Genomic DNA, 19,616 nt, shown 5'->3' with positions numbered 1-19,616 from the left:
CACCCCGTGATCCACGAGCACCGCGTCCTGAACCCGGCGACCGAACAACTCGTCGCCACCGTCCCCGCCACCACCGGGGCCGAGGTCTCCGCCGCCGTCACGCGCGCCGCCGCGGCCCAGCGCGTCTGGGCCGCCCTCGCACCCGCCGACCGCGCCCGGCTGCTGCGCCGCTTCGCCGTCCTCGTCGACGAACAGGCCGAACGGCTGGCCCTGCTGGAGGTCGCCGAGGCGGGCCACACCCTGGGCAACGCGCGATGGGAGGCGGCCAACGTCCGGGACCTGCTGGACTACGCCGCCGGGGGAGTGGAGCGCCTGACGGGACGCCAGATCCCCGTACCGGGCGGCATCGACCTCACCCTCCTCGAACCGCTCGGCGTGGTCGGGGTGATCGTCCCGTGGAACTTCCCGATGCCGGTCGCCGCCTGGGGCGCCGCCCCCGCGCTCGCCGCGGGGAACGCCGTCATCCTCAAGCCCGCCGAGACCACCCCGCTCACCGCCCTGCAACTGGCCCGCATCGCGCTCGACGCGGGCCTGCCCGAGCACCTCTTCCAGGTGCTGCCCGGCGCCGGGGACGTGACGGGCAGCGCCCTGGTCGAGCACCCCGGTGTCGCCAAGATCGTCTTCACCGGATCGGCCCGCGTCGGCAAGCAGATCATGGCGCGATGCGCGGACCGGGTGAAGCGGCTCACCCTCGAACTCGGCGGCAAGAGCCCCAACATCGTCTTCGCCGACGCCGACATCGAGGCCGCCGCGGCCTCCGCGCCCATGTCCTTCCTGGACAACGCGGGCCAGGACTGCTGCGCCCGCACCCGCATCCTCGTCCAGCGGTCCGTCCACGAACGCTTCATGGAACGCCTCGTACCGGCCGTCGCCGCCGTCGTCGTGGGGGACCCCGCGGACGAGAAGACACAGATGGGCCCCCTGATCTCCCGGGCCCAGCTGGAGCGCGTCCGCGCGCTCGTCCCCGGCGACGCGGACGGCATCCGGGGCAGCGCGCCCTCCGGCCCCGGCTTCTGGTTCCCGCCGACCGTCCTGACCGGGATCGCCCCCGACGCGCCCGTCGCCACCGAGGAGGTCTTCGGACCGGTCGCCGTGGTCCTTCCCTTCGACGACGAGGAGGACGCCGTACGGCTGGCCAACGCCACCGAGTACGGGCTCGCCGGCTCGGTCTGGACCCGCGACGTGGGCCGCGCCCTGCGGGTCTCCCGGGCGGTCAGAGCGGGGAACCTGTCCGTCAACTCCCACTCCGCCGTCCGCTACTGGACACCCTTCGGCGGCTACAAGCAGTCCGGGCTCGGCCGTGAACTGGGGCCCGACGCCCTCACGGCCTTCACCGAAACCAAGAACGTCTTCATCGGCACGGAGGCCTGACACACATGAGCACCGACACGGGGAACATCTGCCGCCGGCTGACCGGCCGGACCGCCGTCATCACCGGCGCGGGCAGCGGCATCGGACTCGCCACCGCCCGCCGGCTGGCGTCGGAGGGGGCGCACGTCGTCTGCGGCGACATCGACGAGAGCGCGGGCCGGGCCGCCGCGGAGGAGGCCGGAGGCACCTTCGTACGCGTCGACGTCACCGACCCCGGCCAGGTCGAGGCGCTGTTCGCGACGGCGAACGAGACCTACGGCTCGGTCGACATCGCCTTCAACAACGCGGGCATCTCGCCGCCCGACGACGACTCCATCCTCACGACCGGTCTCGAGGCCTGGAAGCGGGTCCAGGACGTCAACCTCACCTCCGTCTACCTCTGCTGCAAGGCCGCCCTGCCCTACATGCGCCGCCAGGGGCGCGGCTCGATCATCAACACCGCCTCCTTCGTGGCCAGGATGGGCGCGGCCACCTCCCAGATCTCCTACACCGCGTCCAAGGGCGGGGTCCTCGCCCTCTCCCGCGAACTCGGGGTGCAGTTCGCCCGCGAGGGCATCCGGGTCAACGCGCTGTGCCCCGGACCGGTCAACACCCCACTGCTCCGGGAACTGTTCGCCAAGGACCCGGAGCGCGCCGCCCGCAGGCTCGTGCACATCCCCCTCGGGAGGTTCGCCGAGGCGACGGAGATCGCTGCGGCCGTCGCCTTCCTGGCGAGCGACGACTCCTCCTTCGTCAACGCGACCGACTTCCTCGTCGACGGCGGGATCTCGGGTGCGTACGTGACACCGCTCTAGGCGCGCTCCGGCCCCCGTACGCGACACCGCTGCGGGCGCTCTCCCTACAGTGGTGCCATGAGCAACGCGACCCCGCCCGGCTGGTACCCGGACGTGAACGTGCCCGGCACCGAGCGCTGGTGGGACGGCGCGGCCTGGACGGCGCACACCCGCGCCCCCGCCGTCCCCCAGCCGCTGTCCGTGCCCCGGCCGCCCGCGGCACCCGCCGGCCGCGCCGGGCGGACCGTCGCGCTCACCGTGGCGGCACTGGCCGTCGTCGCCGCGGCCGTCACCGGCCGGCTGACGCTCGGCGGCGACGGGGGCACGAGCCCGGAGACGGCGCCGACCGCCGCGCCGCCGCCCACCGCGAGTGACAGCGCGAGCGCGGCCACCCCCTCACCCGCCGGGGGGCCGGAGGAGGACCCCGCGGTGCTGACCGACCAGCTCAACGGGGTCACCCTGCCCATCCCCGACGGCTGGGAGAAGCCCGAGAGCACCCTCGACGACGTCACCACGATGCGCACCGTCGACTCCTACACCTGCCCCGGCGACTCGGGGAGCTTCTGCTACCACGGGACCGTCACGGTGCGTACGGCCGGCGGGGCCGATCTCACGGTGATGAAGACCCTGGCCGAGCAGGACATCGAGAAGGCCGCGGACCTCGCCTACGGAGAGAACCTCACCGGAGACCTTGTCCACGGCGGCATCAGGTCCCACCGGACGCTGGCGTCGAAGCCGGTGACCGTGGCCGGGCGCACCGGGCACCTGGTGCGGTGGCGGGTGACCACGGGCAAGGGCCCCGGGGGATACGTGCAGTCGCTCGTCTTCCCCTCCGCGGTGGGCAGCGAGACACCGGTCATCGTGCGCTTCGCGTTCGACGCCGGCCAGGACGATCTGCCGCTCTCCCTCATGGACACCGTCACCGAGGGCATCCGCCCGGTCGGCGACGCCACGGGCGGCGGCGTGGGCAGCACCGTGGCGCCTTGAGAGGGCCTAGAGGAACGTCCGGCCCTCACCGCGGTACGTCGGCACGGTCGCCGTGATCCGATCGCCCTCGACCAGCCGCAGCTCGTCGAACCGTTCGCACAGCTCACCGGCCTTGGCGTGCCGGAACCACACCTTGTCGCCGATCAGCAGATCGTCCGCCGGGGCGCCCAGCAGCGGAGTCTGGACCTCCCCGGGGCCCTCCTGCGGGTCGTAGCGCAGCCCCTCCGGCAGATACGGGACCGGCAGCCGGTCCGCGCCCGCCGCCCCCGACGCCGGATAGCCGCCGCCGAGCACCGTCACCACGCCCACGCCCGGCCGGCGCACCACCGGCTGCGCGAAGAGCGCGGCCGGACGGCCCGTGAACGACGTGTAGTTGTCGAACAGCCTCGGCACGTACAGCCCGGAACCCGCCGCGATCTCGGTCACCGCCGACTCCGCCGCGGTGTGCTGCACACTGCCGGTGCCGCCGCCGTTCACGAACTCCAGGCCCGGGGCAACGGCCCGTACCGCGCGCACGACCTCCGCCCGCCGGGCCGCCAGCTCCCTGCGCGCCGCCGCCTGCATCAGCCGGACCGCGCGCGAACGCAGCGGACGGCCCGCCAGCGAGTCGCCCACACCGGCCACATGGCCCTCGTACGCCATCAGCCCCACCAGCCGGAAGCCCGGCCTGCGCTCCACCGAGCGGGCCAGCTCCGCCAGTTGGTCCGGGGAGCGGAGCGGGGAGCGCAGCGCGCCGATCCTCACCCGGCCGCCGAGGAGCCGCAGGGAGGTGTCCAGCTCCAGGCAGACCCGGATCTCCTCGGTGCCGCCGGACCGCGCCGCGTCGATCAGTTCGAGCTGCGCGGGATCGTCCACCATCACCGTGACGCTCGCCGCGAGCTTGGGATCGCCCGCCAGTTCGGCGTACGCGGCGCGGTCGGCCGACGGATAGGCCAGGAGTACGTCGTCGAAGCCGGCCCTGGCCAGCCACAGTGACTCCGCGAGGGTGAACGACATGATCCCCGCGAACCCCGGACGCGCGAGCACCCGCTCCAGCAGGGCACGGCAGCGCACCGACTTGCTCGCCACCCGGATCGGCTTCCCGCCGGCCCGGCGGACCAGATCGTCGGCGTTGGCGTCGAAGGCCTCCAGATCGACGACGGCCACCGGGGCGTCGAGATGGGCGGTGGCCCGGTCGTAACGGGTCCGGTCAGTGGCGCGGGCAGTCATGGCCGCAGCTTGCCAGACGGCCGTACCACTGGGTAGGGGGACGTTCGGCGCAGATCGTCCCGCACCTCCTCGCCCCGTCCCACGGGGCGCCGTCCACCCCGTAGAGTGAACGTCACGCGAGCGAACGACGGGCCCGTGCGACACGGTGGCCCGCGGGCGGTACGGGGACGTGGACCAGGGGGACGGATGAGTACCGAAGCGCAGCGCGCTCCAGTGCCGCCCCGCCCGACCGGTCCGCCGCCCGCCCCCGGACACGCCCCCGCGCCCCCGCCGCACGCCGAGCCGGCACCCCCCGCGCCTCCTGCGCCGGAAGCCCGGCCGGTACGGCCCGCACCTCCCGCGCCGCAGGCGCAGCCGACACATCCCGCGCCGGAAGTCCGGTCGGCGCCTCCCGCGCCCCGCTCCGAGCCCACTCCGGCCGAGACCACCACGCGGCTGCGCCGCGTACCGCCCGTACCGCCCGCGCCGCCCGTCCCCCCGGCGCCGCCCGCCGCCACCCGCCGGCGGCCCGTCGGCGCCGTGGACCTCACCCCGCGCCCCGGGGCCACCCCCGCTCCGCCCGGCGCGTACTACGCCTACGCGGAGACCCCCGCCGAGACCACCACCCGGCTCCGCCCCGTCAAGGCCCGTCGCCCCGGCAGGACCGTGGCCGCCGCGGTCTGCGCGGTCCTCGGCCTCGGGCTCATCGGAGGCGCCGTCACCGGCAGCTGGCTCACCGGCGACTCCGCCGCCGAACCCGGCGAGGACACCGCGTACACCGTCGGCCGCTCCCTCTGGCACAGCGTGCCCGTCGACACCCTCTTCCCCCGCACCCTCAAGGGCGCGGGCGCGGGGCCGGGAGCCACCGACCGCGTCTGGAGCAGGGTCGCCGTCGCGGGCGACAGCGGCTGCGCCGCCGGACTGGACCCGCTGCTGCTCAGGACGCTCGGCCCGGTCGGCTGCGAACGCCTGGTGCGCGCCACGTACACCGACGCCACCCGCAGCAGCGTCACCACCGTCGGCCTGGTCTTCACCGAGGCGGACGCCCAGGGGATGGACGCGCTCAGCACCCGCTTCACCACCCAGAAGCTCGCCGCGCGTGCCGACCTGATGCCCCGTACCTACCCGGCCGACGGCACCGTCGCCGCCGGGTTCGGGGCCGGCCAGCGCGCGAGCTGGACGGTGCACGTGCTGACCGAGGTGCCCGTCGTCGTCTTCGCCGTCTCCGGTTTCGCCGACGGCCGGGCGGTCGCCGACCCGCAGCCCGTCGCTGACGCCATGGCCTCCGGCGCCACGACCGCCGTCGCCCAGGCCGGGCTCGGCCACGAGGCGAAGGGCATCGCCGACCGGGTGGAGCGTTCACTGCGCAGGACCGTCACCGACCTCACGGAGAAGCCGGAATGACCCGTCCCCGCAGGCTCCGGGCGCTCGCCGCCACCGCCGCGGCCACCGCCTTCGCGCTGCTGCCCGCCGCCCCCGCCCACGCGGACGCCATCCGAGACCAGCAGTGGGGCCTGGAGGCGCTCCGCACCGACCAGGCCTGGCGCACGACGAAGGGCGAGGGCATCACCGTCGCCGTCCTGGACACCGGGGTCGACGACCAGCACCCCGACCTCACCGGCCAGGTGCTCCCGGGCAAGGACCTCATAGGCTTCGGCGCCGGCCGCGGAGACCGCTCCTGGGCCCTGCACGGGACAGCCATGGCCGGCATCATCGCCGGCCGGGGCAACGGCCCGGGACGGGCCGACGGGGTGCTCGGTGTCGCCCCGGAGGCGAAGATCCTGCCCGTCCGGGTGATCCTGGAGTCCAACGACCCGTCCCGCACCAAGGCCCGCGAGTCGCGCGGCACCGCCCTCGCGGACGGCATCCGCTGGGCGACGGACCACGGCGCCGACGTCATCAACCTCTCCCTGGGCGACGACAGCAAGTCCGCCCATCCGGAGCCCGGCGAGGACGCCGCCGTCCAGTACGCCCTCGGCAAGGGCGTCTCCGTCGTCGCGTCGGCCGGCAACAGCGGGGAGAAGGGCGACCGCGTCTCCTACCCCGCCGCCTACCCCGGCGTGATCGCCGCCGCCGCGGTCGACAAGTACGGCACGCACGCCTCGTTCTCCACCCGCCGCTGGTACGCCACCGTCAGCGCGCCCGGGGTCGACATCGTCGTGGCCAACCCCGACCAGCACTACTACATCGAGTGGGGCACCTCCGCGGCCTCGGCCTTCGTCTCCGGAGCCGTCGCCCTCGTACGCGCCGCACACCCCGGTCTCTCGCCCGCGCAGATCAAGACCCTGCTCACCGACACCGCCCGCAACGCCCCCGACGGCGGTCGCGACGACGCCCGCGGCTACGGGCTGATCGACCCCGCCGCCGCCATCGAGGCCGGGGCGAAGCTGCGCCCCGAGGAGCTGGGCGCCCGGTCCGCCACCGTGGGCCACAGCGAGCGGTACTTCGGCTCGGGCCCCACCCCGAAGCGGGAGGACGAGAACCCGGCGGGCTGGCTGGCCCCCTCGGCGGGTGGCCTCGGAGCCGTGCTCCTCGCCCTGGCCGTGGTGCTGTGGCGCGGCCGGAACCCCGTCAGCCGGACCCGCTGACCGCACCGGTCACCCCGGCCGCGGCCCTGGCGACGGACTCCACGAGGGCGATCCCCGCCTCCTTCGTCGCGTGTCCGCGCGACAGCACCGCCATCAGCAGGGTGTGACCGCCGCTCTCCACCCGCCCGATGCTGTTGACGTCCCACAGCCCCGTCGTGGTCCGGGGCATCCAGCCGTTCTTCAGCACCGCGCCGGTGCCCGCCGCGGACACCCCCCACCGCTGATCCGCCTCGACCTGGCCCATCAGCTCCGCCATGTACGCGCGAGAGGCCGCCGACAGCTTTGAATCCGTACCGGACACCGCCTCCAGCAGCCGCACCTGGTCGGCGGCCGTGGTCTGGGTCAGCCCCCAGGCGTGGACGGCCTCCGTCTCGGTCAGACCCAGCCGTTCGTTGGCCTCGTCCAGGCCCTCGGCGCCGCCGATCACCTTGAGCAGCTCGGTGGCCGACGTGTTGTCGCTGCGCTCGATCATGGCCTCGGCGTACGCGTGCTCGGCCCCGCTCAGCTCCCGGTCCTCGTCCTGCGCGCGCAGCAGCAGCGCCGCGAGGATGTCGACCTTGACGATGCTGGCGGTGTCGTACGCCCCGTCGCCGTAGGTCGCGTGCGCTCCGGTCTCCGTGTCCAGCACGGACACGGACACGTCGGCGTCCTGGGCCAGGCCCGCCAGCGCGTCCGCCAGCTCCGCGTCGAGATCCACCTCAGGCTCCTCGCTCGCGCCCGCCTCGGCCGGCGGGCTCGACGGGGACGATACGGCGGCCACGGCCGAGGGCGCGTCATCCGGCGAGCGACCCACCAGCCAGGCGCCCCCCGCGGCGGAGCACGCCAGCAGCACGACGGCGGTCACCGAGGCGGACAGCGCGGACCTGCGCGTTCTGTGACGGGGCATGGTCCGGACGCTAGGGAGCCGACCTGGCAGCGGCCTGTGCCCGACCTGTCGTCCAGATGAGAGAACACACCCACTACGCTCGTCGTGTGGAGCTCAAGAACATTCCGGACCCCGGTTTCTCCGACGACGACGGCACCGCCGCCCCCCAGCTGACGGCGGCCCTCGCGGCGTGGGCCGGGGACCGGACGGCAGTCGGGCCGGTCCTGGCGGCGCTCCGCGACGCCAGGCTGCTCGTCCCGGTCGTCGCCGTCCTCGGCGAGGTCGAGGAGGACGAGAGCGGCCTGCGGCGCGAGAAGACCAGCGACATGGCCGTGCCGACGCTCCAGGCCGGTGGCCGGCGCGCGCTGCCCGCCTTCACCTCCACCGCCTCGCTGGCCCTCTGGGACCCGCAGGCGCGCCCCGTCGCCGTACCCCTGCACCAGGCACTCCAGGCCGCCGCGCACGAGAAGGCCGACACGGTGGTGCTCGACCTCGCGGGGCCCGTCCCCTTCGAGCTCACCGGCCCGGCGCTGCTGGCCCTGGCCGAGAACCGCGCCAGCGCCGACCCGCTCGACGACCCCGCCGTCGTCGCCGCCGTGCGGGAGGCGGTGGCCGCCGAGCCCTCCGTGCTCCGCGCCCATCTCGGCCCGGGCACCGCCGACGGCACCCTCGCGCTGGTCCTCGACCGGGACGCGGTGGTCGCCGACGCGGCCCGCCGGGTCGCCGACGCGCTGTCCGCCAGCGAGGTGCTGCGCGCCCGGCTGGTGCGCGGCATCGATCTGGCGCTGCTGCCCGCCGGAGCCGAGGCCCCGGGGGAGCCCCTGTTCAGCCGCTGACGCACACGAGCCCGCCGCCTGTCGCAGGCGGCGGGCTCGTGTGCTCGTGCGCTGGTGCCTCTAGCCGTAGACGGGGCCCGTGTACTTCTCGCCGGGGCCGTGGCCGGGCTCGTCCGGTACGAGCGAGGCCTCGCGGAAGGCCAGCTGGAGCGACTTCAGGCCGTCGCGCAGCGGGGAGGCGTGGAAGGTGCTGATCTCCGTGGCGCTCGCGTCGAGCAGCCCGGCCAGCGCCGCGACCAGCTTGCGGGCCTCGTCCAGGTCCTTGTGCTGCTCGCCCTCCTCGGTCAGCCCGAGCTTCACGGCCGCCGCGCTCATCAGGTTGACGGCGACGGTCACGATCACCTCGACCGCGGGAACCTCCGCGATGTCGCGGGCCATGTCGTCGAAGCCGGGGTTCTCGGTGCTGGGAGTGGTCGCGTCGCTCATGCCCCACACGATAAGGCCACGTGGGCGCGGCCCCGCCCGCGGGAGCGGTGCGGGGGCGGTGGTTAGCCGTCGCCCCCGGGAGCTGCTAACCTTGTGTAACGACCGGCCGGACACCTATGTGCTCGGCCCACAAGTGGAGGCTCCGATCTCCCACCTGACCGTCCTCACGGACGGCGGGTCACCGGTCAGGTGGCAGCCATCGTTCCGTACGGACGATGGGGCCGCCCGATGCGCCCCGCGGTAGACGCGGCGGTGTTCCGGTAGTTCCTGGAGCCCCGCCTGTGTCCCGTCCGGGGCATTTTTGGTATCCCGGCTCGGTTGGTCTTACGAAAAGACGTTACGTGGCTGTCCGCCAGGCGGTCGCGTGGTGCTACCGAGGAGGATCCATCAGCGCCGAGCCCCGCATCAACGACCGGATTCGCGTTCCCGAGGTGCGACTTGTCGGTCCCAGCGGCGAGCAGGTCGGGATTGTTCCGCTTGCCAAGGCCCTGGAGCTCGCACAGGAGTACGACCTCGACCTGGTCGAGGTGGCGGCGACAGCCCGTCCCCCCGTGTGCAAGCTCATGGACTACGGGAAGTTCAAGTACGAGTCGGCCATGAAGGCCCGTGAGGCGCGCAAGAACCAGGCGCACACGGTCATCAAGGAAATGAAGCTCCGGCCGAAGATCGACCCGCACGACTACGACACCAAGAAGGGTCACGTCGTCCGGTTCCTCAAGCAGGGGGACAAGGTCAAGATCACGATCATGTTCCGCGGTCGTGAGCAGTCCCGCCCCGAGCTGGGCTTCCGACTGCTCCAGCGTCTCGCTTCGGACGTCGAGGACCTCGGCTTCATCGAGTCCAACCCGAAGCAGGACGGCCGGAACATGATCATGGTTCTGGGCCCGCACAAGAAGAAGACCGAAGCCATGGCCGAAGCCCGCGAGGCCCAGGCCGCCCGCAAGGCGGAGCGTCAGGGATACACCCCCGACGCCGAGTCCGAGGGTGAGACCGCTGAGGCCCCGGCCGCAGCGGCCGAGGCTCCGGCCGATACACCTTCCGAGGCGTGACCTCCGGGGGCCGCCACCCAGGCGCCCCCGGGTCCCTCGGGAACCACCCAAAGATCTGACGCCCCTGCAGTCCGGTGCCCGCACCGAGAGGGGCGCCACTGACGAGGAGATAACGGCGCGATGCCGAAGAACAAGACGCACAGCGGTGCCAGCAAGCGCTTCAAGATCACCGGCTCCGGCAAGGTGCTGCGCGAGAGGGCCGGCAAGCGCCACCTGCTCGAGCACAAGTCGTCCAAGAAGACCCGCTCGCTGACCGGCACGGTCGTCGTGGCTCCGGCCGACGCCAAGAAGATCAAGAAGCTTCTCGGCAAGTGAGGTCCGGCCTCCGGTGAACCCGGGGGCGCGCGATCTCGATCCGACCGGGACCAATTCGTTTCCGGGCCGGGGTGAGTCCCTACTGCGACCATCCGGCCCCGCTGCAAGGAGTTAAAAGTGGCACGCGTCAAGCGGGCAGTAAACGCCCACAAGAAGCGCCGGGCGATCCTCGAGGCCGCCAGCGGTTACCGCGGTCAGCGTTCGCGCCTGTACCGCAAGGCCAAGGAGCAGGTCACCCACTCCCTGGTCTACAACTACAACGACCGCAAGAAGCGCAAGGGCGACTTCCGTCAGCTGTGGATCCAGCGCATCAACGCCGCTGCACGCCAGAACGGCATGACGTACAACCGCCTCATCCAGGGTCTGAAGGCCGCCAACATCGAGGTGGACCGCAAGATCCTGGCCGAGCTCGCGGTCAACGACGCCAACGCGTTCGCCGCCCTCGTCGAGGTCGCCCAGAAGGCCCTCCCGAGCGACGTCAACGCCCCGAAGGCCGCCTGACCCAGGCAGCACTTCAAGCGTCCCAGCGTTTGAGCCGGACCCGCAGGCGCGCGCCGTCTGCGGGTCCGGTGCGTTGCACGACGTTCGCGTACGCAGTCAGCCGTACGCAGAGAAACGTACGCAGAGAAGCTGACTTACGCAGAGAGGCTCGCCGCCGACCATGGGCACCCCCGAACTGATCTCCGCACGATCGCCGCGCGTCGCCGCCGCCCGCCGGCTGGCCAGGCGCAACTTCCGCGGCAAGGAGCGCAGGTTCATCGCCGAGGGGCCGCAGGCCGTGCGGGAGGCCGCCGCGCACCGGGGCGGCGACGGCGGGCCCACCCTGATCGAGCTCTTCGCCACCGTCGAGGCCGCCGACCGGTACGCCGACATCATCGACGCCGCCCACGCGGCCGGGGCCCGCGTACACCTCGCGGACAGCGACGTTCTCGCCGACGTCTCGCAGACCGTGACCCCTCAGGGCCTGATCGGCGTCTGCCGCTTCCTGGACTCGCCCTTCGAGGACATCCTCGCGGCGAAGCCCACCCTGGTCGCGGTCCTCGCGCACGTACGCGACCCCGGGAACGCCGGCACCGTGCTGCGCTGCGCGGACGCCGCGGGAGCGGACGCGGTCGTGCTCACCGACGCCTCCGTGGACCTCTACAACCCCAAGTCTGTACGGGCCTCCGTCGGTTCGCTCTTCCATCTGCCGGTGGCCGTCGGCGTCCCCGTCGAGCAGGCCGTGCAGGGCCTGAGGGACGCCGGGGTGCGCATTCTGGCGGCCGACGGCGCGGGTGAGGACGACCTCGACGACGAGCTCGACGCGGGCACCATGGGCGGGCCCACCGCCTGGGTGTTCGGCAACGAGGCGTGGGGCCTGCCGGAGGAGACGCGCGCCCTGGCCGACGCCGTGGTCCGGGTCCCGATCCACGGCAAGGCCGAGAGCCTCAACCTCGCCACCGCCGCCGCCGTGTGCCTCTACGCCTCCGCGCGGGCGCAGCGCCCCCGGCGCGAGGGCTGACCCCGCGGCCCACCGGCCGATACGCGCCACACCCCGCCCGACGCCCGCCCCGAGGGTGTCGCCCGGCCGCCGACGCCTAGTAGGGTGACGAACTCGGGGGCCCACTGCACCGGTTCGAGAGGTGGGGTACGGGAAGATGGCTGTCGGCATGAGCAGGCCGCGAGCGGCACGCACGGCCGCTGTGCGCGCCCTCTCCGACGGGGCGGGCGAGAGCCAGGTCATCGGGGACCCCTCCATGGGCATCGACCCGGACGACCTGCCCGACGGCCTCGTGGTCGCCGACGAGAGCGGCACGGTCATCTGCTTCAACAGGGCCGCCAGCCGGATCACCGCCACCCCCCGCACCGCCGCGATCGGCAGCCCCCTGCACCAGGCGCTGCCGCTGGAGGACCTCAAGGGGCGGCGCTGGTGGGAGCTGACCGACCCGTACGGCGGCCTCGCCACCCGGGTCGGCCAGCCGGAGCGGAACCTGCTGCTCCCCGGCGGCCGTGAGGTCCTGGTCTCCGCGCGCTACGTGCGGGAGACCCCGACCGGGCCCCTGCGCCGGCTCGTCGTCTCGCTGCGCGGCACCGAGGCCCGCAGACGCACCGAGCTCAGCCATGCCGAGCTGATCGCCACCGTCGCCCACGAGCTGCGCTCCCCGCTGACCTCGGTCAAGGGCTTCACCGCCACCCTGCTGGCCAAGTGGGAGCGGTTCACCGACGACCAGAAGCGGCTGATGCTGGAGACCGTCGACGCCGACGCCAACCGCGTCACCCGGCTCATCGCCGAACTGCTCGACATCTCCCGCATCGACTCCGGGCGGCTGGAGCTGCGCCGCCAGCCCGTGGACATCTCCGCCGCCGTCGAACGCCACATCCAGGCCCTCACGGCGAACGGCCAGGCGCCGGACCGCTTCCTCGTGCACACCAGGCAGCCGCTGCCCGCGCTCTGGGCGGACCCCGACAAGGTCGACCAGGTCCTCGGCAACCTCCTGGAAAACGCGGTGCGCCACGGCGAGGGAACCGTCACTATTGAGATCGCCCCTGCACCCGCACCGGCGAAGAGCGACGAGAGCGGAACGGCAGTCACCGTGAGCGACGAAGGCCCCGGCATCCCCGAGGAGTCGATGGGCCGCGTCTTCACCCGCTTCTGGCGGGGCAGCAAACGTGGCGGGACCGGCCTCGGTCTGTACATCGTCAAGGGCATCGTCGAGGCCCACGGCGGCACCATCACCGTCGACCGGGCGCCCGGCGGCGGGGCCGAATTCCGATTTATCCTGCCCGTGGCAGCCCCGGCGTATCTCGCCTGAGCAGCCACGGGCTTCTTCGCCGCTCGGCGGCCCGTAGACTCGACCTTTGGCACCTTTGCGCCCTCGGCCGTCGAGTCGGAGGTCGCGCCACCAGCCAATCGGAAGCACGGGAAGAGATGTCGGCACCGAACAAGTCGTACGACCCAGTCGAGGTCGAGGCACTGAAACCGGAAGAGATCGAGCGCATGCGGGACGAGGCGTTCGCCGCCTTCGCCGCCGCGGGCGACCTCGACGCGCTCGCCCAGGCGAAGACCGCGCACACCGGTGGCACCTCGCCCCTCTCGCTCGCCAACCGGGAGATCGGCGCACTGCCGCCCCAGGCCAAGGCCGAGGCGGGCAAGCGCGTGGGCCAGGCCCGCGGCGCCGTCTCCAAGGCGCTGGCCGCCCGCCAGGCCGAGCTGGAGGCCGAGCGTGACGCCCGCGTGCTGGTCGAGGAGGCGGTGGACGTCACACTGCCCTACGACCGCGTCCCGGCCGGTGCGCGCCACCCCCTGACGACCATCATGGAGCGCGTCGCCGACGTCTTCGTGGCCATGGGCTACGAGATCGCCGAGGGCCCCGAGGTCGAGGCGGAGTGGTTCAACTTCGACGCCCTGAACTTCGTGCCCGACCACCCGGCGCGGCAGATGCAGGACACCTTCTTCGTCCAGGGCGCCGACGGCGCGAAGAGCGACGAGTCCGGTGTCGTGCTGCGCACGCACACCTCGCCGGTCCAGGCCCGCTCGCTGCTCAGCCGCAAGCCCCCCGTCTACGTGGTCTGCCCCGGCCGGGTCTACCGCACCGACGAGCTCGACGCCACGCACACCCCGGTCTTCCACCAGATCGAGCTGCTCGCCGTCGACGAGGGCCTCACCATGGCCGACCTCAAGGGCACCCTGGACCACATGGTCCAGGCGCTCTTCGGCCCGGACATGAAGACCCGGCTCCGGCCGAACTTCTTCCCGTTCACCGAGCCGTCCGCCGAGATGGACATGGTCTGCTATGTCTGCCGCGGCGAGTCCGTCGGCAACCCCGACCGCCCCTGCCGCACCTGCGGCAGCGAGGGCTGGATCGAGCTCGGCGGCTGCGGCATGGTCAACCCGAAGGTGCTCGTCGCCTGCGGTGTGGACCCCGAGAAGTACAGCGGATTCGCCTTCGGGTTCGGCATCGAGCGGATGCTCATGTTCCGCCACAACGTAGAGGACATGCGAGACATGGTCGAGGGTGACGTCCGGTTCACCCGGCCGTTCGGGATGGAGATCTGATGCGCGTCCCGCTTTCCTGGCTGCGGGAATACGTCGACCTGCCGGTGACGGAGACCGGCCGTGACGTACAGGCCAAGCTCGTCTCCGTGGGCCTCGAGGTCGAGACCGTGGAGCAGACCGGAGCCGGCCTCAAGGGCCCCCTGGTCGTCGGACAGGTGCTCACCATCGAGGAGCTGGAGGGCTTCAAGAAGCCCATTCGCTTCTGCACCGTCGACGTCGGCTCCGCCAACGGCACCGGCGAGCCGCAGGAGATCGTCTGCGGCGCCCGTAACTTCGCCGTCGGCGACAAGGTCGTCGTGGTCCTCCCGGGCGCCGTCCTGCCCGGCGACTTCGCGATCGCCGCGCGCAAGACGTACGGCAAGACCTCGCACGGCATGATCTGCTCCACCGACGAGCTCGGCATGGGCGACGACGGCACGCACGGCATCATCGTGCTGCCGCCGGAGTACGAGCCCGGCACCGACGCGATCGAGCTCCTGGAGCTCGTCGACGAGGTCCTCGACATCGCCGTCACGCCGGACCGCGGCTACTGCCTCTCGATGCGCGGTGTCGCCCGCGAGACCGCCATCGCGTACGGGCTGCCGCTGCGCGACCCGGCGCTGCTGGACGTGCCCGCGCCCAACGCGTACGGCTACCCGGTGAAGGTGTCCGACCCGATCGGGTGCGGCAACTTCACCGCCCGCACGGTCACCGGCCTGCGGCCCGAGGCGCGCTCCCCGATCTGGATGCAGCGCAGGCTGCAGAAGGCCGGGATGCGTACCGTCTCGCTCGCCGTGGACATCACCAACTACGTGATGCTGGAGCTCGGCCAGCCGCTGCACGCCTACGACCGCTCCCGCGTCGAGGGCGCGATCGGCGTGCGCCGGGCCGAGCAGGGCGAGAAGCTCACCACGCTCGACGGGGTGAAGCGCGTCCTGGACGCCCAGGACCTGGTCATCACCGACGACCGCGGGCCGATCGGCCTCGCGGGCGTCATGGGCGGCGCCGACACCGAGATCGCCGACCACGCCGAGGAGGCCGGGACGACCGAGGTCGTCATCGAGGCCGCGCACTTCGATGCGATCGCCATCGCCCGGACCGCGCGCCGCCACAAGCTGAGCTCGGAGGCGTCCAAGCGCTTCGAGCGCGGCGTCGACCCGCAGGCCGCGTCCGCTGCCGCGCAGCGCACGGTGGACCTGCTGGTCCTCCTCGCGGGCGGCACCGCCGAGGCCGGGGTCACGGAGATCACCGCCCCGTCCGCGCCCCGCAGCATCGCGATGCCCGCGAACCACCCCGACCGGGTGGCGGGTGTGGAGTACGGCCGCGAGACCGTCGTACGCCGCCTCCAGCAGGTCGGCTGCGACGTCTACGGGCAGGACGAGCTGATCGTCACGGTGCCGTCCTGGCGCCCCGACCTGGCCGAGCCGAACGACCTGGCCGAAGAGGTCATCCGGCTGGAGGGCTACGAGAACCTCCCGTCCACGCTGCCGACCCCGCCGTCCGGCCGCGGGCTCACCGACCGCCAGCGGCTGCACCGCCGCGTCGGCCGGGCGCTCGCGGGCGCCGGTTACGTCGAGGCGCTCAGCTACCCGTTCATCGGCGACGCCGTCCTCGACCAGCTCGGCCTGGAGAAGGACGACGCCCGCCGCCGTACGGTCAGCCTCGTCAACCCGCTCTCCGACGAGGAGCCCGCGCTGCGCACCACGCTGCTTCCGGGCCTCCTCGGCGCACTGCGGCGCAACGACGGCCGGGGCAGCCACGACCTGGCACTCTTCGAGACCGGTCTCGTCTTCAGGCCGACCGGCGAGGAGACCAAGGCCGTACGGCTGCCCGTCGACCGCCGTCCCACCGACGAGGAGATCGCCGGTCTGGACGCGGCGCTGCCGCGCCAGCCGCGCCGCGCCGCCGTCGTCCTCGCGGGCGCCCGCGAGCAGGCCGGCTGGTGGGGCAAGGGCCGTCCCGCGACCTGGGCGGACGCCGTCGAGGCGGCCCGCACGATCGCCGGTGAGGCGGGCGTCGAGCTGACCGTCCGCGCCGACCGGCACGCCCCGTGGCACCCCGGCCGCTGCGCCGCGCTGTACGTCACGGTCGACGGTGAGGAGACCCTCTTCGGACACGCGGGCGAACTGCACCCGCGCGTCGTCAAGGAGCTCCACCTGCCCGAGCGGACCTGCGCCATGGAGGTCGAACTCGACGTCCTGGAGCGGGCCGTGGACGGTGCGCTCCAGGCGCCCCGGATCTCCACCTTCCCGGTGGCGACCCAGGACGTCGCGCTCGTCGTCGCCTCGGACGTGCCCGCCGACGCGGTGGAGGAGGCGCTGCGCGAGGGCGCGGGTGAACTCCTCGAATCGCTGCGGCTGTTCGACGTCTTCACCGGCGAGCAGATCGGCGAGGGCCGGAAGTCCCTGGCGTACGCGCTGCGGTTCCGTGCCCCGGACCGGACGCTGACCGTCGAGGAGGCCTCCGCGGCCCGCGACACGGCGGTGGCCCTGGCCACCGAGCGCACCGGCGCGGTGCTGCGCGGGGCGTAGTCGTCACCGAGCGGTGCTGCGCGGGGTGTAGCCGTCACCGAGCGGTGAGAAGGGGCGTATCCGGCCACCGGATACGCCCCTTCTGTTCTCGCCGGACGGCCCGGGGACCGCACACGGCCCGTCTGTCATCGGGGCAGTGGGCCGCGCGATCCGGCGCCGTCCGCCCTGCCACGGAGTGTCGGGCAGGCCGGCAGAACGAACGGCGCGGGGGCGGGTCGTCGAACTGTTACGAGGGGGAGCCGACGACCCGGCCGCCTCTTGCGAGGGACCTATTCAACCGAGCGGTGCCCCGGCGCGGCAGGGTGCACAGCAGGATGCTTCGGGCATTCCGTTCACACCCCGTGTGAATCGTGCTCCACTGGGACCGTCCGGCACATGGTGGGTGGCGTCGCGGGGCTGGGTGCGCGCATCTGCGGCGTTGTCGTCAATCTTCCCCAAGCTCTCGGCTTCGCTCGAGCAGGAGAGGCCCCGATCGCTCCGCGTTGCCTCCCTCCTCCGCCTTGCAGCTGCACGCACCCAGCCCCGCTCCTTCTTCCACCCACTATGTGCCGGACGGTCTAAGCTCATTGTGACGCGCACATGGGGGGGCAATGGAGCCCAACGTCCTGCTCGAATCCCTGATCGACGAGGCGGGTGTGTCCCGCGCGGGGCTCGCCGGTCATGTCAACCAGGCCGGCCGCGGCCGCGGGCTCCGCCTGCGCTACGAGCACACGGCGGTCGCCCGGTGGCTCAAGGGCCAGCGACCGCGCGGCCAGGTGCCCGACCTGATCTGCGAGGTCCTCTCGGCCCGGCTGCACCGTCCGGTCACGCTCGACGACATCGGCATGGGGATCGCGGGGGCGGACACCACGCGGGGCGACACGGGGCTCTCCGGCTTCGTCGAGCACGCGACCGCCCTGTGGCGCTCCGACGACCAGCAGCGCCCGCATCTGGCCACCGCGCCCGCCGTCACGGGCACGCGGGCGGTGATGCCGGTCTGGGAGTGGGAGAACCCTCCCGAGGACGCAGACGTCTCCCGCCCCGGCCCCTGCCGGGTGAGCATGGCGGACATAGCGATGCTCCGCGCGGCCCGCGCCCACTACGAGCAGATGTACCGGAAGGCCGGCGGCATCGCGACCAGGTCGCGCATCGTCGGCTTCCTGAACGCCGAGACCGCGCCGCTGCTGAGGGGCGGATACAGCGACGCCACGGGCCGCAGCCTCCATCGCGCGACCGCCGGTCTGGTGGCCGTGGCCGGTATCTGCGCCTACGACTCCGACGCCCATGGACTCGCCCAGCGCTATTTCCACCAGGCCCTGCGTCTGGCCAAGGCCAGCGGCGACCGGGGGCTCGGCGGCTATGTGATCGCGCTGCTGGTCAACCAGTCGCTCCACCTGGCCGACTTCCGCCGGTCGGTCGCGTTCGCCGAGGCGGCCCTGCGGGCGGCGGGCCCGCACATCACCCCGGCGCTGGCCACCGACCTCCACGCGATGCAGGCCAAGGCCTACGCGCAGCTCGGCGACCACCGTGGCGCCCTGGAGTCCATCCACCGCGCCGAGGCCGAGGCCGCCCGCATCCACGCCGTCCATGAACCCGACGAGACCGGATACGTCCAGCCGGGCCTCGTCAACGTCCAGGTGGCAGAGGCGCTGCTGAGCCTCGGGGATCTCGCCGGGGCCCGGGAGCACGCCGCGGCGGCCGTACGCTCCCCGGCGCACGATCGCGGCACGGTGCACCGGCTCGCCATGCTCACGCATCTCCAACTGCTCCAGGGAGACGCCGACAAGGCGGCCCGCACCGCCTCGGAGATGGCGGAACGCACCCGGGGCATGGAGTCCCAGCGACTCCGCGACCGGCTGCGCTCGGTCCGGGCACAACTGGCCGCGAGCGGCTCCGCCGACGCGGAGGCCGCGGCCGGACTCATCGACGGGGCGCTGCGCGTGCCCCTGTGAGCCTCGGCACGGGAGCCTCACCGCGTTCCCCTGCGGGGCGGACCCTGCTCCGATGTTGCCATCGACCAGTCGGAAGGTGGCAGAACTGTGCAGTGGACGAACTTAAACGAACAGACCGTGTATGAGAATCGCTGGTTCCGGGTCAATCTGGCGGATGTCGTACTCCCTGACGGCAAGCACCTGGACCACTTCCTCATCAGGCTCCGGGCGGTCGCCGCGGCGACGGTGGTCAACGAGGCCAACGAGGTCCTGCTCCTGTGGCGGCACCGCTTCATCACCGACAGCTGGGGCTGGGAGCTCGCCGCCGGCGTCGTCGAGGACGGCGAGGACATCGCCGTGGCGGCGGCGCGCGAGATGGAGGAGGAGACGGGCTGGCGGCCCGAAGGGCTGCGCCCTCTGATGACCGTCGAACCGGCCAACGGCCTGATCGACGCCCGGCACCACTTCTACTGGTGCTGTGAGGCGGGGTACACCGGGCACCCGGCGGACGACTTCGAGTCCTCGCGCCGCGCATGGGTTCCGCTGAAGCTGGTGCCGGACATGATCGCGCGGGGCGAGATACCGGCGGCCAACATGGCGGCGGCCCTGCTGATGCTCCATCACATGCGCCTGGGCTGACCGGTGCCGGGGCCGGCCGGGAATCCGGGGCGGTCCTCCGTGGCAGGAGACCCGGCCCGGTGGCCCCTCGGCCGGCCTCGGACAGCGGCGGCCCAGACATAGAATCGTTCGATAGTCGCAGGT

The 19,616-nt window shown here is 73.0% G+C and carries 18 protein-coding genes; 15 read left to right on the top strand and 3 right to left on the bottom strand.

Annotated features, from left to right (window positions below; translation table 11 throughout):
- The first annotated feature begins 6 nt into the window (after window positions 1–6).
- The 3 genes from ACWCQM_RS25615 to ACWCQM_RS25605 are packed head-to-tail and all read left to right on the top strand — an operon-like array spanning window position 7 to window position 3,131.
- A complete protein-coding gene (locus ACWCQM_RS25615) occupies window positions 7–1,371 on the top strand; it encodes an aldehyde dehydrogenase family protein (protein WP_450917476.1) in 1,365 nt (454 codons plus the stop codon).
- A 5-nt stretch (window positions 1,372–1,376) separates the two neighbouring features.
- A complete protein-coding gene (locus ACWCQM_RS25610) occupies window positions 1,377–2,165 on the top strand; it encodes a 3-oxoacyl-ACP reductase (RefSeq protein WP_450917475.1) in 789 nt (262 codons plus the stop codon).
- Window positions 2,166–2,222: 57 nt separating this feature from the next.
- Entirely contained in the window at window positions 2,223–3,131 is a 909-nt protein-coding gene (locus ACWCQM_RS25605; RefSeq protein ID WP_450917474.1) for a DUF2510 domain-containing protein, read from the top strand.
- 6 nt (window positions 3,132–3,137) lie between these two features.
- Here the strand turns inward: ACWCQM_RS25605 and ACWCQM_RS25600 are convergent, their stop codons facing one another.
- A complete protein-coding gene (locus tag ACWCQM_RS25600; protein WP_450917473.1) occupies window positions 3,138–4,340 on the bottom strand; it encodes an amino acid deaminase/aldolase in 1,203 nt (400 codons plus the stop codon).
- Between the two features lie 519 nt (window positions 4,341–4,859).
- On the opposite strand from ACWCQM_RS25600, the gene ACWCQM_RS25595 reads away from it, so the two are divergent.
- A complete protein-coding gene (locus tag ACWCQM_RS25595; protein ID WP_450917472.1) occupies window positions 4,860–5,723 on the top strand; it encodes a hypothetical protein in 864 nt (287 codons plus the stop codon).
- Window positions 5,720–6,907 carry a type VII secretion-associated serine protease mycosin gene (mycP, locus tag ACWCQM_RS25590; protein WP_450917471.1) on the top strand — a complete coding sequence of 396 codons (1,188 nt, stop codon included), beginning with the start codon at window positions 5,720–5,722 and terminating at the stop codon, window positions 6,905–6,907. Before ACWCQM_RS25595 ends, mycP begins: the two co-directional genes overlap by 4 nt.
- Here mycP and ACWCQM_RS25585 read toward each other — a convergent pair.
- Window positions 6,891–7,793, bottom strand: a complete 903-nt coding sequence (locus tag ACWCQM_RS25585) for a serine hydrolase (RefSeq protein WP_450917470.1) — start codon at window positions 7,791–7,793, stop codon at window positions 6,891–6,893. The two genes, mycP and ACWCQM_RS25585, sit on opposite strands and share 17 nt — an antisense overlap.
- An 86-nt stretch (window positions 7,794–7,879) precedes the next feature.
- Here ACWCQM_RS25585 and ACWCQM_RS25580 point away from each other — a divergent pair, with 86 nt between their 5' ends.
- The gene (locus ACWCQM_RS25580) at window positions 7,880–8,608 is read left to right on the top strand and encodes an SseB family protein (protein WP_450917469.1); all 729 of its coding nucleotides are present in this window, start codon (window positions 7,880–7,882) and stop codon (window positions 8,606–8,608) included.
- Window positions 8,609–8,668: 60 nt separating this feature from the next.
- Here ACWCQM_RS25580 and ACWCQM_RS25575 read toward each other — a convergent pair whose 3' ends face one another.
- The gene (locus tag ACWCQM_RS25575; RefSeq protein WP_267076711.1) at window positions 8,669–9,034 is read right to left on the bottom strand and encodes a DUF1844 domain-containing protein; all 366 of its coding nucleotides are present in this window, start codon (window positions 9,032–9,034) and stop codon (window positions 8,669–8,671) included.
- A gap of 341 nt (window positions 9,035–9,375) precedes the next feature.
- On the opposite strand from ACWCQM_RS25575, the gene infC reads away from it, so the two are divergent.
- The 9 genes from infC (at window position 9,376) to ACWCQM_RS25530 (ending at window position 19,493) form a co-directional block, all read left to right on the top strand.
- Window positions 9,376–10,083, top strand: a complete 708-nt coding sequence (gene infC, locus ACWCQM_RS25570) for a translation initiation factor IF-3 (RefSeq protein WP_450917468.1) — start codon at window positions 9,376–9,378, stop codon at window positions 10,081–10,083.
- 120 nt (window positions 10,084–10,203) lie between these two features.
- Entirely contained in the window at window positions 10,204–10,398 is a 195-nt protein-coding gene (gene rpmI, locus ACWCQM_RS25565) for a 50S ribosomal protein L35 (RefSeq protein WP_003970213.1), read from the top strand.
- Between the two features lie 117 nt (window positions 10,399–10,515).
- Window positions 10,516–10,899, top strand: coding sequence for a 50S ribosomal protein L20 (rplT, locus tag ACWCQM_RS25560; protein ID WP_003970214.1), 384 nt, complete (start codon window positions 10,516–10,518; stop codon window positions 10,897–10,899).
- Window positions 10,900–11,059: 160 nt separating this feature from the next.
- A complete protein-coding gene (locus ACWCQM_RS25555) occupies window positions 11,060–11,899 on the top strand; it encodes a TrmH family RNA methyltransferase (protein WP_450917467.1) in 840 nt (279 codons plus the stop codon).
- A 136-nt stretch (window positions 11,900–12,035) separates the two neighbouring features.
- Entirely contained in the window at window positions 12,036–13,190 is a 1,155-nt protein-coding gene (locus ACWCQM_RS25550) for an ATP-binding protein (RefSeq protein WP_450917466.1), read from the top strand.
- 116 nt (window positions 13,191–13,306) lie between these two features.
- Window positions 13,307–14,434, top strand: coding sequence for a phenylalanine--tRNA ligase subunit alpha (gene pheS, locus ACWCQM_RS25545; RefSeq protein WP_124279656.1), 1,128 nt, complete (start codon window positions 13,307–13,309; stop codon window positions 14,432–14,434).
- Window positions 14,434–16,944 (top strand): phenylalanine--tRNA ligase subunit beta, encoded by a 2,511-nt coding sequence (pheT, locus tag ACWCQM_RS25540; RefSeq protein ID WP_450917465.1) that lies wholly within the window; start codon window positions 14,434–14,436, stop codon window positions 16,942–16,944. The genes pheS and pheT overlap by 1 nt, the downstream gene beginning before the upstream one ends.
- A 590-nt stretch (window positions 16,945–17,534) precedes the next feature.
- Window positions 17,535–18,875 carry a transcriptional regulator gene (locus ACWCQM_RS25535; protein WP_450917464.1) on the top strand — a complete coding sequence of 447 codons (1,341 nt, stop codon included), beginning with the start codon at window positions 17,535–17,537 and terminating at the stop codon, window positions 18,873–18,875.
- 87 nt (window positions 18,876–18,962) lie between these two features.
- Window positions 18,963–19,493 carry an NUDIX hydrolase gene (locus tag ACWCQM_RS25530; protein ID WP_450917463.1) on the top strand — a complete coding sequence of 177 codons (531 nt, stop codon included), beginning with the start codon at window positions 18,963–18,965 and terminating at the stop codon, window positions 19,491–19,493.
- The last annotated feature ends 123 nt before the right edge of the window (window positions 19,494–19,616 follow it).

It is taken from the genome of Streptomyces sp. NPDC002125 (genome assembly GCF_053593715.1).
This window is presented reverse-complemented; position numbering and strand designations above follow the sequence as displayed.